The 17256-nt window shown below is 70.2% G+C and carries 12 protein-coding genes; 1 reads left to right on the top strand and 11 read right to left on the bottom strand.

All coding sequences use genetic code 11. The features are described from left to right. Positions 1–3: 3 nt before the first annotated feature. From OP497_RS00410 to OP497_RS00380, 7 genes are all read right to left on the bottom strand, one after another. A complete protein-coding gene (locus OP497_RS00410) occupies positions 4–1611 on the bottom strand; it encodes a dihydrolipoyllysine-residue acetyltransferase (protein WP_280545758.1) in 1608 nt (535 codons plus the stop codon). Positions 1612–1639: 28 nt separating this feature from the next. Beyond that, entirely contained in the window at positions 1640–2617 is a 978-nt protein-coding gene (locus tag OP497_RS00405; RefSeq protein WP_280545757.1) for a transketolase C-terminal domain-containing protein, read from the bottom strand. Between the two features lies 1 nt (position 2618). Further along, positions 2619–3839, bottom strand: a complete 1221-nt coding sequence (locus tag OP497_RS00400; protein WP_280545756.1) for a thiamine pyrophosphate-dependent dehydrogenase E1 component subunit alpha — start codon at positions 3837–3839, stop codon at positions 2619–2621. Positions 3840–4141: 302 nt separating this feature from the next. Beyond that, on the bottom strand, positions 4142–4873 hold the full coding sequence (locus OP497_RS00395; protein WP_280545755.1) for an ABC transporter permease: 732 nt from the start codon (positions 4871–4873) through the stop codon (positions 4142–4144). Then, positions 4866–5810, bottom strand: coding sequence for an ABC transporter ATP-binding protein (locus OP497_RS00390; RefSeq protein ID WP_280545754.1), 945 nt, complete (start codon positions 5808–5810; stop codon positions 4866–4868). The genes OP497_RS00395 and OP497_RS00390 overlap by 8 nt, the downstream gene beginning before the upstream one ends. Further along, positions 5807–6967 (bottom strand): ABC transporter permease, encoded by a 1161-nt coding sequence (locus OP497_RS00385; RefSeq protein ID WP_280545753.1) that lies wholly within the window; start codon positions 6965–6967, stop codon positions 5807–5809. Before OP497_RS00385 ends, OP497_RS00390 begins: the two co-directional genes overlap by 4 nt. 7 nt (positions 6968–6974) lie before the next feature. Next, a complete protein-coding gene (locus tag OP497_RS00380) occupies positions 6975–7904 on the bottom strand; it encodes an ABC transporter substrate-binding protein (RefSeq protein ID WP_280545752.1) in 930 nt (309 codons plus the stop codon). Between the two features lie 87 nt (positions 7905–7991). Here OP497_RS00380 and OP497_RS00375 point away from each other — a divergent pair, with 87 nt between their 5' ends. Beyond that, a complete protein-coding gene (locus tag OP497_RS00375) occupies positions 7992–8978 on the top strand; it encodes a DUF1853 family protein (RefSeq protein ID WP_280545751.1) in 987 nt (328 codons plus the stop codon). A 30-nt stretch (positions 8979–9008) separates the two neighbouring features. On the opposite strand, the gene OP497_RS00370 is transcribed toward OP497_RS00375, so the two are convergent. The 4 genes from OP497_RS00370 to OP497_RS00355 are packed head-to-tail and all read right to left on the bottom strand — an operon-like array spanning position 9009 to position 17197. Beyond that, entirely contained in the window at positions 9009–10238 is a 1230-nt protein-coding gene (locus OP497_RS00370; protein WP_280545750.1) for a TIGR02679 family protein, read from the bottom strand. After that, positions 10238–14356, bottom strand: coding sequence for a TIGR02680 family protein (locus OP497_RS00365; RefSeq protein WP_280545749.1), 4119 nt, complete (start codon positions 14354–14356; stop codon positions 10238–10240). The genes OP497_RS00370 and OP497_RS00365 overlap by 1 nt, the downstream gene beginning before the upstream one ends. Next, positions 14349–15638 (bottom strand): TIGR02678 family protein, encoded by a 1290-nt coding sequence (locus OP497_RS00360; protein WP_280545748.1) that lies wholly within the window; start codon positions 15636–15638, stop codon positions 14349–14351. Before OP497_RS00360 ends, OP497_RS00365 begins: the two co-directional genes overlap by 8 nt. Beyond that, positions 15635–17197 (bottom strand): TIGR02677 family protein, encoded by a 1563-nt coding sequence (locus OP497_RS00355; RefSeq protein WP_280545747.1) that lies wholly within the window; start codon positions 17195–17197, stop codon positions 15635–15637. The genes OP497_RS00360 and OP497_RS00355 overlap by 4 nt, the downstream gene beginning before the upstream one ends. Between the last annotated feature and the right edge of the window lie 59 nt (positions 17198–17256).

Below are 17256 nucleotides of genomic sequence, written 5' to 3'. Positions count from 1 at the left end.
GGCTTATCCAAGGTGGAGGAGCATGGTCTCCGGCGCTTCGAGATAGCCCTTCCAGGCATTGCAGAAGCGCGCGATGGTGCCGCCATCGATCAGGCGGTGATCCCCCGCCCAGGTGACGGTCATGATCGCCCGCTTCACCACCGCATCGTTGCTGTCGAAGCGCGGCAGCCACTGGGTCTTGCCGATGGCGACGATGGCCACCTCCGGGGCATTGATGATCGGCGCCGCATAGGTCCCGCCCAGTGCCCCGATGTTGGAGATGCTGATGGTCCCGCCCTTCAGGTCGGAAGCCGCCACCCTGCCCTCGCGGGCCCCGGCCGTCAGCCGCTGGATCTCGCCGGCGATCTCCAGCAGGGTCAAGCCCTCCACCCCCTTGACGTTGGGCACCATCAGTCCCGCCTTGCCGTCCACGGCCATGCCGATGTTGCAGGACGGCAGGTAGTGGATCTCGTCGCCCGACTCGTTGAGGCGGCTGTTGAGGATCGGGACGTCGCGGATCGCCAGCGCCATGGCCTTCATGAAGAAGGGCATCAGCGTCAGGCGCGCATCGCGTGCCTGGGCCTCGGGCTTGAGGCGCTCGCGCAGCGCCAGCAGCTCGGTGACGTCGAGTTCCTCGCCGTACTGGAAGTGCGGGATCGTCGAGGCCGAGGCGACCATCTTGCGCGCCATGGCGGCGCGAATGCCGCTCATCGGCTCCACGCGCACCTCGCCCCGGGCGCTGGAGCGCGCGGGCGCCTGGGGCTTCTCGGCGGATGACGCCGCGACGGGTGACGCCTCTGCGCCGGCCGTCTCGCCGCGCGCCAGGAAGGCCTGGACGTCCTCCTTCAGCACCCGTCCCTGCTTGCCGGACCCCGGCACCTGTTCGAGGCGCAGCCCATGCTCGCGCAGCAGGCGGCGCACCGCCGGGCTCGCCGGGATGCGCCCATAGGGCCCCAGCCCACCGGCCGGCGGGGTCTCGGCCCTCGAGGTCGCAGCCGGACGCGGGGCAGGTTCGGCGGGCGCGGGCGCGGCCTTGGCGGCCTCCTCCGGTGCTTCGGCGTGTTCCGGGGCATAGGCGAACAGCGGCGCATGAACGCGGGCAATCTTGCCCTTGGCCACATGCAACCGGGTGACCTGCCCCGCCTCGGGGGCGGTGATCTCCATCATGGCCTTGTCGGTCATCACGTCCACGACCGGCTGGTCCTCCTCGATCTCGTCGCCCTCGGCGATGCGCCACTCGACCACCTCACACTCGACGATGCCCTCGCCGAGGTCCGGCAGGATAAAGTCCTTGCTGGCACCCTTCGATGCCGACGACACGGCGGTGTCGTCGGGTTCCCCGCCCGCTTCACCGGCAGGAGTCCCGCGGCGGGAGCCGGCCTCATCGGACGCCTCGCCCTCGGCCTCGTAGGCAAACAGCGGCGCGTGGACCTTGGCGATCTCGCCCTTGGGCACATGAAGCCGGGTGACCCGCCCCGCCTCCGGCGCGGTGATCTCGACCAGCGCCTTGTCGGTCATCACCTCGACCACCGGCTGGTCCTCCTCGATGACGTCACCCTCCTTGATGCGCCACTCCACTACCTCACACTCCACGATACCTTCCCCGATATCGGGCAGCTTGAAATCTGTCATCTTGTCTCTCCTGTCCTGAACCCGGTCGTCAGAAATTCACACTGGCGCGGATGGCCTCGACGATCTTCAGGTGATCCGGCAGGTACTCCTTCTCCAGCGTCAGCGGGAAGGGCGTATCCAGGCCGGTCACCCGGGCAATGGGCGATTCCAGGTACAGGAAGCAGCGCTCCTGGATGACCGCGGCGATCTCGCCGGCGAAGCCCCCGGTGCGCGGCGCCTCGTGGGTGACCACCAACCGGCCGGTCTTGAACACCGACTCGGCGACGCTGTCCTGGTCCCAGGGCAGCAGGCTGCGCAGGTCGATCACCTCGCAGGAGATGCCGTCCTTCTCGGCCAGCTCCACGGCGCGATCGATCACCTCCATCTGAGCCCCCCAGCCCACCAGGGTCACGTCGCTGCCCTCCTTGGTCACCTCGGCCTCGCCGATGGGCAACTGGTAGTCCTCCTCCGGCACCTCGCCGACGGCGGCACGGTAGAGGCGCTTGGGCTCGAAGAAGATCACCGGGTCGGGGTCGCGGATCGACGCCAGCAGCAGGCCCTTGGCCTGGTAGGGGTCGCGGGGTACCACGACCTTGAGACCGGGCGTATGCGCGAAGTAGGCCTCCGGCGACTGGGAATGGTAAAGGCCGCCGGCGATACCGCCGCCGTAGGGCGCGCGGATGGTCAGCCCCCCGACGTTGAACAGATCGCCGGAGCGGTAGCGGAACTTGGCCGTCTCGTTGACGATCTGGTCAAAGGCCGGAAAGATGTAGTCGGCGAACTGGATCTCCGCGACTGGCACCGAGCCCTGGGCGGCCAGGCCGTTGGCGAAGCCGATGATGCCCTGCTCCACCAGCGGGGTATTGAAGCAGCGCGCGCGCCCGTACTTCTCCTGCAGGTGGCTGGTGGCACGGAAGACGCCGCCGAAGCTGCCCACGTCCTCGCCGAAGCAGAGCACCTTGTCGTCCTCGCCCATGGCGATGTCCAGGGCGTTGTTGATGGCCTGCAGCATGTTCATGGTCGGCATCTCACTCCCCTCCCTTGGCAGCGACGTCGTCACCGGCACGCACGTCCGGGTCCAGGGAGCGCGCACCCTTCGGGTAGGCCTCCGGGTACAGACGGATATGAGTCTTCAAGGCGTCGAGCTGACGCTGCAGCTCCGGGGTGACGTCGGCATAGACATCGGTCACCAGGCTGTCCAGGGGCGGCGGCGGACGCTTCTCGGCGCGCTTCATGGTCTCCAGCACCTCGCGGCGCAGGCTCTCCTGAAGGGCCTTCTCCTCCTCCTCGCTCCACCAGTCCAGGTCGATCAACCAACGCTGCATGCGCAGGATGGGATCCTTCTCGCGCCAGGCCTCCTCTTCCTTCTTCGAGCGATAACCGGAAGGGTCGTCCGAGGAGGAGTGGGCGGCCAGACGATAGCTCATGGCCTCGATGAGCACCGGCTTGTTCTGCTCCACGGCGATCCGGCGCGCCTCGCGGGTGGCCGAGTAGACCGCCAGGATATCGTTGCCATCCACGCGGATGACATGCATGCGATAGCCGAAGGCCCGCGGTGCCACGCCATCGGCGGCGAACTGCTCGATGGACGGCGTGGAGATCGCATAGCCGTTGTTGCGGCAGAAGAAGATGACCGGCACTTCGTGCACGGCGGCCATGTTCAGGGCGGCGTGGAAGTCGCCCTCGGAGGCGGCGCCCTCGCCGAAGAACACCGTGGTGCACTGGCCATCGCCGGCGAGCTTCTGGCCATACGCGTAACCAGTGGCCTGGGGAATCTGGGTGGCCAGCGGCGAGGAGATGGTCATGTAGTGGAGCTTGCGCGACCCGTAGTGGATCGGCATCTGGCGGCCCTTGCCGTAATCCAGCTCGTTGCCGAACAGCTGGTTCATGAACTCGTCGAAGGTGAAGCCGCGATAGACCAGGGCGCCCTGCTCGCGATACTGGGCCATGATCATGTCGGCATCATCCAGCGCCGCCGTGGCGCCGATCACGGCGGCCTCCTCGCCGGTGCACTGCATGTAGAACGAGAGCCGCCCCTGGCGCTGCGCGGCGAGCATCCGCTCGTCGAGCACGCGGGTCGCCACCATGGCGCGATAGATGGCCAGCGCCTTGGCATGCTCCAGGTCGGGGGCTCGGGCACCCTCGTGGAGGGTGCCGTCCTGCTTGAGCAGCCGAAAGGTGGGAATGCTGAACTCGTCACCGGCCAGAAAGGTCGGCTCGTGGATATCCGGTGTTGTTGTCATCGTCATGGTCCTGTGCCCCTTTTGAGGGCAGTGTTGTCCTTAATAGGCCGCTCCGCCAGAGGGTCACCCCGGCAGCGGTCAACGCAACAGCATTGACGTTAACGTAAACTGATGGCGTTGACCAGACACCCGATACCGCAAAGGGAATCATGACTCACTGTAGGAGCGCTGCTCGCAGCGCGATTCGCGACGGGCACCCCCATCAGCAAAACCGCTAATCGCCGTGCAAGTCGAGGCGTCGAACCGACGGCTCCGACAAAACCTCCTTGCCCAGCCTGGCTCCGGAGACACCTTGTGGGGGTTCCACCTCAGCAGCGGGAACCGGCCAGCGGCAAGCGGCTGAACAGGCTGTCCACGCTGATCGCCAGCAGCCCGATCAGCAGCGCCCCCTGGACGACATAGGCGGTATTGCCGTTGACGATCCCCGAGATGATCGGGTCGCCCAGGTTGCTCGCCCCCACGGTGGCGCCGATGGCTGCCGTGGCGATGTTGATGGTGACCGAGGTACGGATCCCGGCCAGGATCACCGGGGCGGCGAGCGGCAGCTCCACCTGGCGCAGGATCTGGCCGCCGCTCATGCCCATGCCACGGGCCGCCTCCATGACGCCGGGGTCGATGCCCTCGAGGCCGGCCAGGGTGTTGCGCACGATCGGCAGCAGGCCATAGAGCAGCAGCGCCACGATGATCGGCAGGGTGCCGAAGCCCAGCACCGGTACCGCCAGCGCCAGCACCGCCACCGGCGGGAAGGTCTGGCCGATGGAAGCCAGCTGGCTGACCAACGGCAGGAAGTCCCGCCCCCAGCGGCGAGTGGCGGCGATGGCGGCCCCCACGCCCATCAGTATGGCCAGCACGGCGGCCACGCTCACCACCAGCAGGTGGCGACCCAGCAGGGTCAGGAAGTCGGCACGCTCGTAGATCACCTGGCGGCTGTCGGACTCGATCCAGCGAAACAGCCCCTCCAGTTGCCCCATGCCAAGCGTTGCCGCCAGCAGCAGCGCCAGCCAGCCCAGCGGCGCGGCCCAGCGGCGCCACTCAGTCATCGCTGCGTGCTCCCACCAGGCGACGCAGGGAGAGCTCGCCCACCGGCAGGTCGTCGTCGTCCACCACGGTGAGCCGTTCGGCGTGCCGCCACAGCATCAGCGACAGCGCCTCGCGCAGGCTGGCCCGCTGGCCGATCCGCTCGCGCGCCAGCAGGCGCGGTCCCAGCGGCAGCATCCGCTGGCTGACCGGCAGCAGCGCCGCCTCCTTCAGGCCACGGTCCTCGCCCCCCAGCAGCGACTCGACGAAGTCATCCGCCGGCTCGCGCAGCAGCTCGAGGGGCCGGCCCTGCTGCACGATGCGCCCCTGATGCATCACCACCAGGTGATCCGCCAGGCGCAGCGCCTCGTCCATGTCGTGGGTGACGAAGACGATGGTCTTGTGAAGCCGGGCCTGCAGCTCGCGCAACTCGTCCTGCAGACTTTCCCGGGTGATCGGATCCAGGGCGCCGAAGGGCTCATCCATCAGCAGGATATCCGGATCGGCGGCCAGCGCCCGGGCCACCCCCACCCGCTGCGCCTGGCCACCGGAGAGCTGGTGGGGATACTTGCCGGCAAACGCCTCCATGGAGAGCCCCAGCAACGCCATCAATTCCTCGACCCGTGCCTGGATCCTCGTGGCCGGCCACTTGAGCAGCCGCGGTACCAGGCCGATATTGCGGGCCACCGTCCAGTGGGGAAAGAGCCCGGTGCTCTGGATCGCATAGCCCATCCGCCGACGCAGGGTCTCCTCGCGGAAGCGGCGAATCTGCTGGCCATCGATGTGGATCTCACCCTCGCTGTGCTCGATCAGCCGGTTGATCATGCGCAGCGTGGTCGACTTGCCGCAGCCGGAGGTCCCCACCAGCACGCAGAGCTCACCCCGGGCCACGCTGAGCGAGATATCGTCCACCGCGGTAGCGGCGCCGAAGCGCCTGGTGACATGGATCAGGTCGATCATTCGGCCCCTCCCGGGCGCAGGATGTCGGTCAGGGCGCCAAGCAGGGCATCCACCAGCAGCGCCAGCAACAGGATGGGGAGCGCCCCCAGCAGCACCAGGTCCATGGCAGCCTGCCCGAGCCCCTGGAAGATGAAGGTGCCGAGGCCGCCGGCACCGATCAGGGCGGCCACGGCGGTCAGCCCGATGGCCTGTACCGTGGTGATGCGGATGCCCTCGAGGATCACCGGCATCGCCAGCGGCAGGCGCACCTGGCGAAGCACCTGGCCCCGACTCATGCCCATGCCGCGCGCGGCATCGATCACCCCGGCGTCCACCGCCTCCAGGGCGACGAAGGTGTTACGCACCATGGGCAGCAGGCTGTAGCCCACCAGTGCCAGCAGCGCCGGCGCCCGGCCGATGCCGCTGACCCCCAGTGCCGCCAGCCAGTCGACGTTCGCCGACAGCCAGGCGAGCGGCGCCAGCAGCAGGCCGAAGAGCGCGATACTGGGAATCGTCTGCAGGACATTGAGCACGCCGAAGCCGGCCCTCTGCACGCCGGGCCAGCGGCGCATGGCCAGCGCCAGACAAACGCCGAGCGCCAGGCTCGTGCCCACCGCCACCCCGACCAGCAGCAAATGCTCGCCGACGGCGCTCAGGAACTGGCCGCTGCGGCCGCGGTACTCCTGCCACAGCGCCAGGGGCTCGAGCCAGCGGGCGAGGCAGAGCCCCGCGCTGGCCACGGCGGGCAACACCAATGCCCAGCCGACAAGTCGCGACAGGTCCAGGCGACGGCGCAGCTCGATCATGGCCAGCAGCAGCAGGAAGAGCACCACCCAGATGCCGGCGCCGATGCCCAGCCGGGCCTGGGCGCTGTCGACCAGGGTAACGGCCGACAGCGACAGCCAGGCCGGCAGGGCCGAGAGCATCAGCACCACCAGCGTGAGTGCCAGGGCGAGGCGGCGTCGGGCGGGGCGCCAGGCGAGCCCCGCCAGCGCCAGCCAGGGCAGGCTCGTGGCCAGGGCGCCGCCCACCCCGATGACATCAAAGACCCGATAGCCGGTGCCGGGCACGATGCGGTTGGCCGCCAGGCTGACCGTGTCCAGTCCCAGCCAGGCCGCCAGGGCGACCAGCGAAAGCGTCAGCAGGACGACGTTGGGGCCGGGCGTGTCCGGGCGCAAGGCGGCCTCAGTCGTCCAGGGTATCGAGGAAGTCGATGGCAACTGCCGCAGGATCCCGGCCGTTCACCGCCACGTCACCATTGAGACGTTGCAGGGTCTCGAGGTCCAGGGCCTGGAAGACCGGCTCGAGCAGCGACGCGATCTCGGGATAGGTCTCGAGCACGTCCTCGCGCACCACCGGAGTGGGCTGGTAGACCGGCTGCACCCCCAGGGTATCGTCCATGACCACCAGATCCAGGGCCTGCAAGCCCCCGTCGGTGCCGTAGGTCATGGCCGCATTGACGCCGCTGGTCTGCTGGGCCGCGGCGCGCATGGTGGCCGCGGTATTGCCACCGGAGAGCACCAGCAGCTGCGCCTCGGAGAGCGTGAAACCGTAGGCCTCCTGGAAGGCCGGCAGCGCTTGGGGCGACTCGACGAACTCGGCGCTGGCGGCCAGCTTGAACGCCCCCCCGTCGTCGAGGTAGGCCGCCAGGTCCTCGAGGCTTGCCAGGTCATGCTCGCGGGCGAACTCGCCGCGCACGCTGATCGCCCAGGTGTTGTTGGCCTCGGCCGGCGTCAGCCAGACCAGGCCGTTGGCCTCGCGATCCTTCTCGCGCACCGTCTCGAGGGCCTTGTCGGCATCGTTCCATACCGGGCTGTCGGCCATGTCGAAGAAGAAGGCGCCGTTGCCGGTGTACTCGGGGTAGAGGTCGATCTCGCCGGCGATCAGCGCCTCGCGCACGATGCTGGTGCCGCCCAGCTGGAGGCGATCCTCGACCTCGATACCGCCCTGTTCGAGGCGCTGCAGGATCAGCTGCCCAAGCACCGAGCCTTCGGTATCGATCTTGGAGGAGACCACCACGGGGTCCTGCGCCTGGGCCGAGAGGGCGATGAGGGTACCGGCGGCCAGCGCCGCGCAACGAGACACAGGGCTGGAAATCAGCGTACGGATCATCATGTTCACCCGGTTCCTTGTGAATGTATGCTGAGTATAAGGCCTGTACAGCTTGGCTGTCAGACCCCCCATCAACGTCTGGACATCAGCATGGCCCTATCCGCAAGCGGATGCCTCGAGCATTGCCACCACCCGCTGGTTCGCGACCTGGCGTGGATCCTGCTGGCCCCTGACCTGATCGCGATGCCCTGGCCGGGGCGTCCGTCGCGTGGCGAGCTGGGCCTCGCCGATGACGGCCAGCTGGCGGCCTGGCTCGATGCGCTGGAAGCAGCACCCGACGCCCTGGAGGCGCACCTGGCCCCGGCCCTCAAGGGGCGCATGGGGCTCTACCACGAGCGGCTCTGGCAGTTCCTGCTCGCGGAGGCGCCCGGCACCCGGCTGCTGGCCCACAACCTGCGCATCCATCAGGGCAAGCGCACCCTGGGCGAGCTGGACCTGCTCTACTCTCGACGCGACGACCCCAGGCCGGTGCACCTGGAGGTCACCATCAAGTTCTACCTGGGCCTGCCGCAGGGGCCGGGGTCGGCGAATAGCCAGGCCCGCTGGATCGGCCCGGGCGGGGCCGACAGCCTGGCCGCCAAGCGCGAGCACCTGCATCGCCACCAGCTCAGGCTCGCCGGCTCCCCCGAGGCTCGCGTGGCCCTGGCACCGCTGCTGTCGCCCCACTCGCCCCAGTCGCCCCCTGGGCGGGAGGGGGCGGCGGCGCCCCTCGCCGTGCGGCTGGCGATCCCCGGGGTGCTCTTCTACCCCTGGCATGCATCGCTGCCGGCCCCGTGGGAGGCCACACCCGACCACCTGCAGGGTCGCTGGCTGTTCGCCCGGGACTGGCACCGGCTACGCGACGGCCTGCCCCGGGACACGCGCGGCGCCTGGCTGCACAAGCCCCACTGGCTTGCCCTGCCCCGTCGCGACGCCCTGCAGTCGCTGCGCAACCTCGAGACCCAACTGGCCCAGCACTTCAGCGAGCCGGCCGCCCCCGTCCAGTTGGCCCTGTGGCACCTCGACATGGGCTGGCGCCGGGTGGTTGTCGTCGCCGATGACTGGCCGCGGCAGATTCCCCTGCCGCCGCGATCATAAGGCTCGCCGCCTCGAGAGGGAGGGCCGGGATTAGCCGACACGCAGGTCGCCGAGCAGGATGTCAATCAGTTGCTCCTCATGAACCGCCCTGCCCCGTGCCGCCAGGGCAGCGTGCAGCTCGGGATCCCAGCGGGCCTCCAGCGGCCGTCCCGCCAAGGGCGTGCCGCCGAGATCCGCGTACCCCAGGAGCTCACCGGCCCCCATCCGCCAGGGCCGCATGCCGAAGCGCTCCAGCAGGGCGTTGGCGATGCTGATACCCGCCCAGTCGAAGTCGCCGTGGTAGTGGAGCACGGCGCCGGCGGCCTCCAGCTGCTCCAGCAAGGTGAGCACGGCGGCGCCGGGCCGGCCCCAGGTGGCGACCAGCGGGGCGCAGTCGGCCCCTAGCCGCTCGGCGGCCTCGGCCAGCACGGCGGGATTCTCGCAGACGAAGACATCCCGCCCCGCACAGTCCCACGCCGGGGGATGCCGCAGCAGTTGCCGCAGGGTCAGCCAGCTCGGCTCCGCCTGTTGGCAGTAACAGGACAGGGCTTCATCCAGCGCCTGCCCGGGGCGCACGGGAAGCCGCAAGGTCAACACCGCGCTGGTGATATCACCGCCCATCAGCACCCCGGCATGGGCCCAGATGCTGCGCTCATCGGGATCCACCCGGGCGACCCCGCCCCGCCAGTGACGCGCCAGGGCCCGACGCACCAGGGCGGCCACCGGCCTGCCGGCATCCAGGCCATGGGCATCGCCCAGGCACTCGGCCGCCAGGGCGCTCAGGCTCAGGCCCTGAACCGGCAGGCGCTCCAGCACGCCGAGTGCTTGTTCGAGAAGCCTCTGGCCCTGGGATTCATTGCCCCTTGCCAGCCGCTTCAGCAGCCCGCCGGCCTGCAACGCCTCGAGCCACTCTCCCAGTTCGACGGCATCTGTCCGCCGGTGATAACCGGCGATGAGTGCGGCCCAACGACGACTTGCCTCCTCTCGACGAGCGCGATCATCGACCAGCGGCCCGTCCAACGTTTCCAGGGCGACGCGGAGATTCTCGGCCACCCTGGCGCGTGACAGCGCCTGGGACAGGACGTCCAGATCCACGCTCAGCGACTTGCCCTGGCGGGGAGATCGACCGGTCAGGCGCTCCACGGCGGCCCGTTCGGCGTCGCTGACCCGGCTCAGGGAGAGCCGCCCGCCGCCATCACGCAGCAGCTTGCGCGCCAGCTTGTGGCGCAGGCGGACCAGTTCGGGGCCGCCCAGAAGACGCTGCAGGCGTTCAGGATCCATCAGAACAGGCTGTCCATGCCGCCACCTGCTGTTTCATCAACCGCCAGGGGAGCAGACTCGCGTGCCTGGGATACCGGCTCCTCGTCGCGCACCCGGCGGCGACCATCCCACTGCCAGCGGGTGACGTGGACCGCCTCGACCCCCTCGCGACGCACCAGCTGGGCGATGGCCAGGCCCGGCACGTCCGGATAGCAGCCCCACTCGCGTTCCGAGGTCATGATGGCGTCCAGGTCGAACTGGGCCAGCAGCCCCATGCTCTTGGCCCGGGCGTCGTCATCGATGCCGGCGAAGACCTCGTCGAGCATCACCATTCGCGGTGCAAGGTAATGCGCGCTGCTGTAGTGGCTGGCCGCGGCGGCGAACAGCGGCAGGGTGATCACCAGCGCCCGCTCCCCGCCGGAGGCAGGTCCATAGGCCGGACGCCACTGGCCGTTCTGATGGCGGTCGACCACGAAGCGGTGCCAGAAGCGGTAGTCCAGGGCACGCTCGAGGATCTCCTGCAGGGCACCGCCCTCGTCGCTGGCCCGGGCCTCCTCGATGCGCCGGCGCAGGAAGTCACCCACCACCTCGCGATCCTCGGGGGACCAGGCGTCCAGAGCCTGGCGGCGCAGCCGCTGGCAGACATCGGCCAGCCCCGCGGGGGCCGTCAGTCCGCCGGCGCTCTGGCCTTCACTCAGCGGCTCCCAGCGGATGCGCAGGCGCATGCCGGTGCTGGTGGGGCGACTCTCCAGCTCGCGGTTCATTCTCATGACGTCGCGCTCGGTAGCGGTGATGCGCTCCTGAATATGGCTGGCCACCTCGTCGATCAGGTAGTTCTCCAGCAGCTCGCGCTCCCGGGCATTGAGCAGTGCCTGACGCTGGGTGATCTCCTCGCTCAGCTGACGCCCCAGGGCATCGGGGTCCTGGCGCCGCCCCTGGAAGACGATGCGCACCAGCAGCAGGTCGTCACGCGCCTCGGCCAGGCAATCGTGGCCGCCACGCGACAGGACGTCGGTGAGCAGCTTGATATGCTCGTGCAGCCTGCCCTGGTGGGCATGCCAGCTGTCATCGTCGGCATTCAGGTGGTTTGTGGCCTGGGCGGCGGCCCGGGCCAGGCGCACGGCGGGATCCGGCGCCCAGGAGGCGGGCATCTCGCGCTCGACGAAGGCCTCGGGGGCGGCGACGCGCAGCAGCCCCTCGTCCACCAGGGCGCGGAAGGCGTCGATGGCCTCGACACGTCGCCCGTCCAGCTCGGCCAGGCGTTGCTCGTCGTTGTCGACCTTCTCCTCGAAGCGCGCCACCTTGCCGAGCAGCTCGCTGTGGCGCTGCTCGAGCGCACGCTGCTCGTGGGCCAGCCGCTCGCGCTCCAGGCGAATCGCCTCCAGCTGGTGCTCCAGGGCCTGCACCTCGGCCCCCATGGACTCGCGCAGGGTATCCCGGCGCACCTCGGCTTCCCTGGCCTGCTCGGCGGCTTCGGCGTGCTCCCACGTCGCCTGTTGCAGCGCTTCCCGGGCGGCCTCGGTCTCCTCGTCTCGCTCGCCATGGCGTCGCCGCGCCTCGTCATTCGCCCTGAGCGCCTGGAACAGCTCGCCGATGGCCAGCCGGTAGTCGCCCAGGGCAGACTCGATCCGCCCCAGTGCCTCACGCTCGGCGGGCAGGCGCAGATCCTCGGCGGCCTGGTAGAGCTCGCCGCGCAGCGCCTCCAGCGCCTCACGGGCACTATCCAGCGCCTCCCGGGCCCGCTCCAGGCGTTCGGCCTGCAGGTCCCGGGCACGGCGCGCCGCCGCCTCACCGGCATGGGCGTCGCGCAGCGCCTGGGCGGTGGGCCGCTGCCGCCACTCCTGCTCGGCCGCCGCCAGGCGCTCTGCCAGGGCCTCGAGCTCGGCAGCGATCTCGGCCCGCTGGCGGGCCAGCGCGGAGAGCTCCTCCTCGATGGCCGCCAGGCGCCGCTGTCGGGCGGCCTCTCGCGCCGCATGGCCGATATGCACCGCCGCCGGCTTGCCCCACTGGCCGCGCAGCGGCCCCAGCCGCCAGTGGCCAGTCTCGCTTACCCAGGCGAAGGCCACGGAGTCGCCTATCCCGATGCTCGCCAACAGGCGCTCGACCACCTCACGGGCCACCGGCGGCTCGCCATGAAGGTCCGGGCAGAGCACGTTCGCCAGGCTGGTGCCCGACGCCTCGGCCTCGGGCACCAGCAGGCTGTCCCAGGTCTCGGCCGCGAGCAATTGGCCGTCGGGCATCAGCCAGGCGTCCAGCAGGCCGGCGGCCTCCAGGGCCGCCTCCAGGCCGGCACGCGGCGCGTCGGCCAGCTCGGGCGCGAAGTCCACCAGTTGCCACAGCGGCGCGCCCGGCCGCCCCTCGCGCGCCGCCTCGCCCCGGGTGTAGGGCGCGGGCGGTGCGGACTCGCCACCGGCGTCCAGGCGAGCGCGCTCCTCCTCGAGTTCGTGGCGCGCCGTCTCGATGGTGTCGTGCGATTGCTGCAGGGTGAGGCGCTGCCGGCCCAGGCGTTCGCGCAGCGCATCCCGCGCCTTGGAGAGCCCCGCCTCGGCGGGATCAGCGTCGCCCAGGTGATCGCACCAGCCCTCGAGCTCGGCCAGCAGCGCCTCCGTGTCCTCCGGTGCCAGCTCGGTCAGCCGTTCCAGGTGACGGCGCCATGCCGACTGCAGCGACTCGGCCGCCTCGCCCCGGGCCTCGGCGGCCTCCTGCAGATCGTCCTCGCGGTTGGCCAGGGTCTCCTCTTCGCGACGCGCCTCATGCTCGGCCTGGTGAAAGCGCCGCTCGGCCTGCTCCACCTCCGTGAGACGCCCCTGCAGGTGCTGGACGCCCGCCAGACGACGACGCTGCAGCTCACGCAGCGCCTGCTGCAGCGCCTCGCTATCGACAGCAGTGTGCGCCTCGAGCTCGCCGGCATGCCGGTGATGCTCGGCGGCAAGCCCGGCGGCCCCGGCCACCTCGGCACTCTCCGCACACCGCTGGCGCAGGGTCTCGGCGGCTTCTTGCTGCGCCTGCTCGGCCTCCTGCAGACGGGCCTCGGCCCGCTCGCTATCGCGCCGCGCCCTTTCCCACAGCGTCGCCTGCTTCTCGGCGTGCTGGGCGCGCTGACGGGCCTGCTCGTCGGCATTGGCAAGCGCCTCGGCGGAGCGCATGGCCTCGCTGGCCTCCAGGGTCCGCTGCCGTGCCGCGAGGTCCCGCAGCGTGCCCTCCTGGGCCTGCCGGGCCTCGGCCAGGGTGTCGCGTTCGGCCTCGGCGGCGTGAAGTTCCTGGCGATCCTTGCCCAGCTGCACGCGATTGCGCTCATGCTCGGCGTGGGCGCCGGTCAGGGTATCGGCGCGGCGTCGCACGGCGATGCCGGCATAGTGGCGATAGTGCCCCAGGAAGGCCTCCACGGCGCGGGCGGTCTCCTCCAGGCCCTGAATCTCCTCGCGATAGGCGTCCAGGCTGCGGTAGGCCTCGGCGACCTCGCCGATCAGGCCGCGACCCAGCGGCGGCAGGGCATCGCTGAGCGCCAGGGAGAGGCGGTTGGGATCGGGCTTCTTGGCCAGCTGCGGTTGGCGCAGCTGCAGCAGCAGGTCGAGCAGGGCGCCGTAGCGCTGCTCACCCAGGTGGAACAGCGCCTCGTCGATGGCACGCCGATAGTCGGCGGCGCGATCGAAGAGCTGTCCCTCGCTGCCCAGCGCCTGGATCAGCCGGTCGCGGCTGAGGCTACGCCCATTCTCGACCAGGAAGAGGTCGCGCCCGACGCGCTGCGGGGTGGTGAAGAACCAGGAACGCACGGGGCGCCCCGCCACCGCCTTGAGGCCGCAGCCCACCGTGAAGGTCTCGGGCCCCGCCTCGCCCTGGCGGCCGAACTCCAGCCAGGTGTAGCCCAGCCGCTCCTGGTACTCGCCCACCAGCAGGTTCCACTCCATGCGCTTGGCGCTGTCGCCGTCGGGTTCCACCCGGGAGGGGATCAGCTGGCCATCGAGCAGGAACGGCAGGGTCAATGCCATCACCTTGGACTTGCCGGTGCCGTTGTTACCGCGCAGCAGCAGGCGGCCATCGTGGAAATGGAAGGTCTCCTCGTCGTAGTAGAAGATCTCCACCAGGCCACAGCGCAGGGGCTGCCAGCGCTGGCTGCGCGGTTCGGGAAGCTCACTCATCGCTCAAGGGGTCCGCCAGGTCGGGTTGTCGGGTCGGTTGTCGCGTCGTTTGCCCGGAAAGTTGCTCGCCATCGTCGTCGGGCCTGGCCGCCGGCTGGACGCGGAAGCGCCCCAGGGCCGGCAGGGGCAGGATACGCTCCCCCCGGCGCGCCACCAGGCGCAGCGACGCCAGGCGCACCAGGGTCTGTCGGCATAGGCCATGCGCGGCGCCCGGCTCGCAGGCCGACTTGCGCCAGTAGCGGCGATAGTCCTGCTGCCAGCCCCGGATCCAGGCTTCCGCCTCGTCCAGGCTGACGCCGTCGGGACCTACCGCGGCCAGCCGTTCGGCCATCAGCAGCGCCAGGTGCCCCTCGGTGCCTTCCGCCGGGATCTTCTCGTCGGTCAGCTCGCCGTCGGGATCGACCAGTGCCACCCCTTCGGCCCGCGCCTCGGGCACCAGGCCGGTGGCCTGTTGGAGGCGTCGCAGCATGACGCCGCGCTGGTTGGTCAGATAGGCCGCCTCGTCCTCGTCGAGCTCCTGCCAGTAGACCACGGGGTCATCCAGCAGGCGGCGCGCCAGTCGGTGGCGCAGCTCACGGTTGCGACCCTCCGGGGTGTCGGGCACGAAGGTCTCGGCCAGGGCGTGCAGTCGCGCCTCCAGGTCGAGCTCGCTATCGGCGCCATTCAGGGCCACCAGCGAAGGCCCCCGCGCGGTGACCAGCAGGGCCGACAGCACGCGCCGATCGACGTCATAGAGGACGTCGCCCTCCAGGCCGCGGCGCAGGAACTGCTCTTCATCGCCGGCCACCCGCACCAGCACGCCCAGTTCCATCAGCAGACGCACCACGACCACGAGATCGCGGCGCGCCTCCTGATGATCCAGGGTGAAGGCCAGGCCGCGTTCGGCGAGTGCCGGGTCGCTCACCGCCTGGCCCAGCCCCTCCCCCAACCGGCCCAGGGTGATCTGGGCATCGCCACGCTCGAGGTCGGCCAGCAGCAGGCAGAACAGCGCATAGCGCCGGCGGTTGAAGGTCTTGCGCTGGGTGCCGCGGCCGACCCGGGCCGGGCGGGTGGCATCGCGCCTGTCGGCGGGACGCTTGTGCAGGCGCACGAAGTCGCGCTCGCTCTGCAGGTGCCAGCCGGTCTCGCGGGCCAGCCAGTCGCGCAGCGATGCGGCATGGCGGCGCACCAGAGGAAAGGCCGAGTCGTCGGCACGAATCAGCGGCCTGGCCAGCAGCGCCCTCAGGGCACGGCGCTGCTCCTCCAGGCGCTGGCGCTCCAGGGTATCGCTCAGCTCGATCATGCGCTCGCCTCCAGATCGACGATCTCGAGGCGATAGTCACGGCCACTCAGGGCGCCGGCGGGGGTGACGATGGTGGCGGAGGACTCCGGCCCCAGCGGGCTCAAGGTGATGCGCAGGCCGCCATCCGCGGTCGTGGTGGTGACCGGGGCGTCATCGCCCTGGCTGGCCGCCAGGGCATCTCCCAGCAGGTTGAGCAGCAGGCGAAAGGCGCCATCATCCAGCTCGCCCAACTCACCCAGCTCGGAGAGCCGCTCGGCGCCTCTCTCCACCAGCTGCCGACGCGCGGCTCGGGCGGCACTGGCCTCCTCGGCCAGTTGACGGGCCAGAAGCTCGCGCTCCCGTGTCCGGCGGTACAGCTTGGGCGGGGGGCCGGCCTTCTGATAATTGCCGGTGGCGCGCAGGCGGGGCTGCACCTGGATGCCGGGCGCCTCGGCCCAGGGCGTGCTGGCCGGCACCGGCTCCTGCTGCCAGCGCTCGCTGGTCTCGGCATCGATGACCAGATGACGCGCCGGGGTCAGGCCGAAGGCGGTGCGCCACAGGCGGTGGGCCTCGCCGTCGTCCTGGCATTCCAGGAACCAGCGCGCCAGGGTGCGAAAATCCGCCGAGCGGTCGCTGCGCGCCATGCGCCGCTCGTTGAGTCGACCGACCATCTCCAGCAGCTGGGTCACCGCCCGTCGCGCACTGCTGCGCAGCAGCCGGGCCTGGGCCTGGCGCCCCGGTTGATCGAGGAACCAGGCGCGCAGCCCGTCCCAGTGGCCGTGCCAGCGCCGCCAGGCCTCGGCAAAGGCGCGCTCGCGCTCTTCGCCGTCATCCGGCGACTCGCCAGGCGCCAGATCGGCCAGTTCCCGCTCGGCGGCCTGGCGAAGCAGCCGATCCACCGGCGCCTCGCGGTGCTCTCGGTCGCCATCACCGTCGCCGCTCAGGGTGCGGATCAGCTCGGCGATCTCGCCGGACGCGGTGGTCAGATCACCGAGAAAGCGCTCGATATAGCCGATCACGCGCTCCTTGTAGAGCAGGAAGGCATCGGCATCGCTGTCCTGACTCTCCAGGGAGCGGTTCAGGCCGGTCATGAAGGCGCGGGCATTCTCGGCCAGATCGGCGAAGACACCGGCCAGGTCGCGCAGCAGCAGCTGGCTCTGGGTGGCATCCGGCGCCTCGCTCTGGGCCAGCGTCAGCAGCGCCCGCAGGCGGGCGCGGATATCCTCCAGCGCCACGCTCTGCAGGGCGCCGCGCCGGCCCAGTTCCTGGTCATAGGTGGCCAGCGCCGCCTCCACCGCCTCGCCGTGGCGGGTGATCTGGTAGACATAGAGGGCGCGGTAGTAGTCCTCGACACTGGTGACCCGAGCATTGTCGCGCTCGGCGTCCAGGTTGCCCCAGGTGACCAGCTGCGTCAGCGCCGCCTGCACCGTCGCCAGCTCCGGCTCGCCGAGCTGCTGCTGGACATCCTCCGGGCGCAGGTGCACCAGGAAGTGTGACTTGGCCTCGACGAAGGTGCGCATCACCTCACGATAGAGGTCGGCCTTCTCGGCGGTGACGTAGCTGAAGGGGGTGTAGTCCACGTGGGCTCTCGTTCAAGTTACTTCATTAAAACGGTGCTTGAGAAACATTGTGCCCATTG

It is taken from the genome of Halomonas sp. 11-S5 (assembly GCF_029889825.1).
Classification (GTDB): domain Bacteria; phylum Pseudomonadota; class Gammaproteobacteria; order Pseudomonadales; family Halomonadaceae; genus Halomonas.
This window is presented reverse-complemented; position numbering and strand designations above follow the sequence as displayed.

Coding starts and splice junctions, on each gene's coding strand:
- OP497_RS00410 (WP_280545758.1), bottom strand. CDS start 1,611: ATGACAGATTTCAAGCTGCCCGATATCGGGGAAGGTATCGTGGAGTGT.
- OP497_RS00405 (WP_280545757.1), bottom strand. CDS start 2,617: ATGCCGACCATGAACATGCTGCAGGCCATCAACAACGCCCTGGACATC.
- OP497_RS00400 (WP_280545756.1), bottom strand. CDS start 3,839: ATGACGATGACAACAACACCGGATATCCACGAGCCGACCTTTCTGGCC.
- OP497_RS00395 (WP_280545755.1), bottom strand. CDS start 4,873: ATGACTGAGTGGCGCCGCTGGGCCGCGCCGCTGGGCTGGCTGGCGCTG.
- OP497_RS00390 (WP_280545754.1), bottom strand. CDS start 5,810: ATGATCGACCTGATCCATGTCACCAGGCGCTTCGGCGCCGCTACCGCG.
- OP497_RS00380 (WP_280545752.1), bottom strand. CDS start 7,904: ATGATGATCCGTACGCTGATTTCCAGCCCTGTGTCTCGTTGCGCGGCG.
- OP497_RS00375 (WP_280545751.1), top strand. CDS start 7,992: ATGGCCCTATCCGCAAGCGGATGCCTCGAGCATTGCCACCACCCGCTG.
- OP497_RS00370 (WP_280545750.1), bottom strand. CDS start 10,238: ATGGATCCTGAACGCCTGCAGCGTCTTCTGGGCGGCCCCGAACTGGTC.
- OP497_RS00365 (WP_280545749.1), bottom strand. CDS start 14,356: ATGAGTGAGCTTCCCGAACCGCGCAGCCAGCGCTGGCAGCCCCTGCGC.
- OP497_RS00360 (WP_280545748.1), bottom strand. CDS start 15,638: ATGATCGAGCTGAGCGATACCCTGGAGCGCCAGCGCCTGGAGGAGCAG.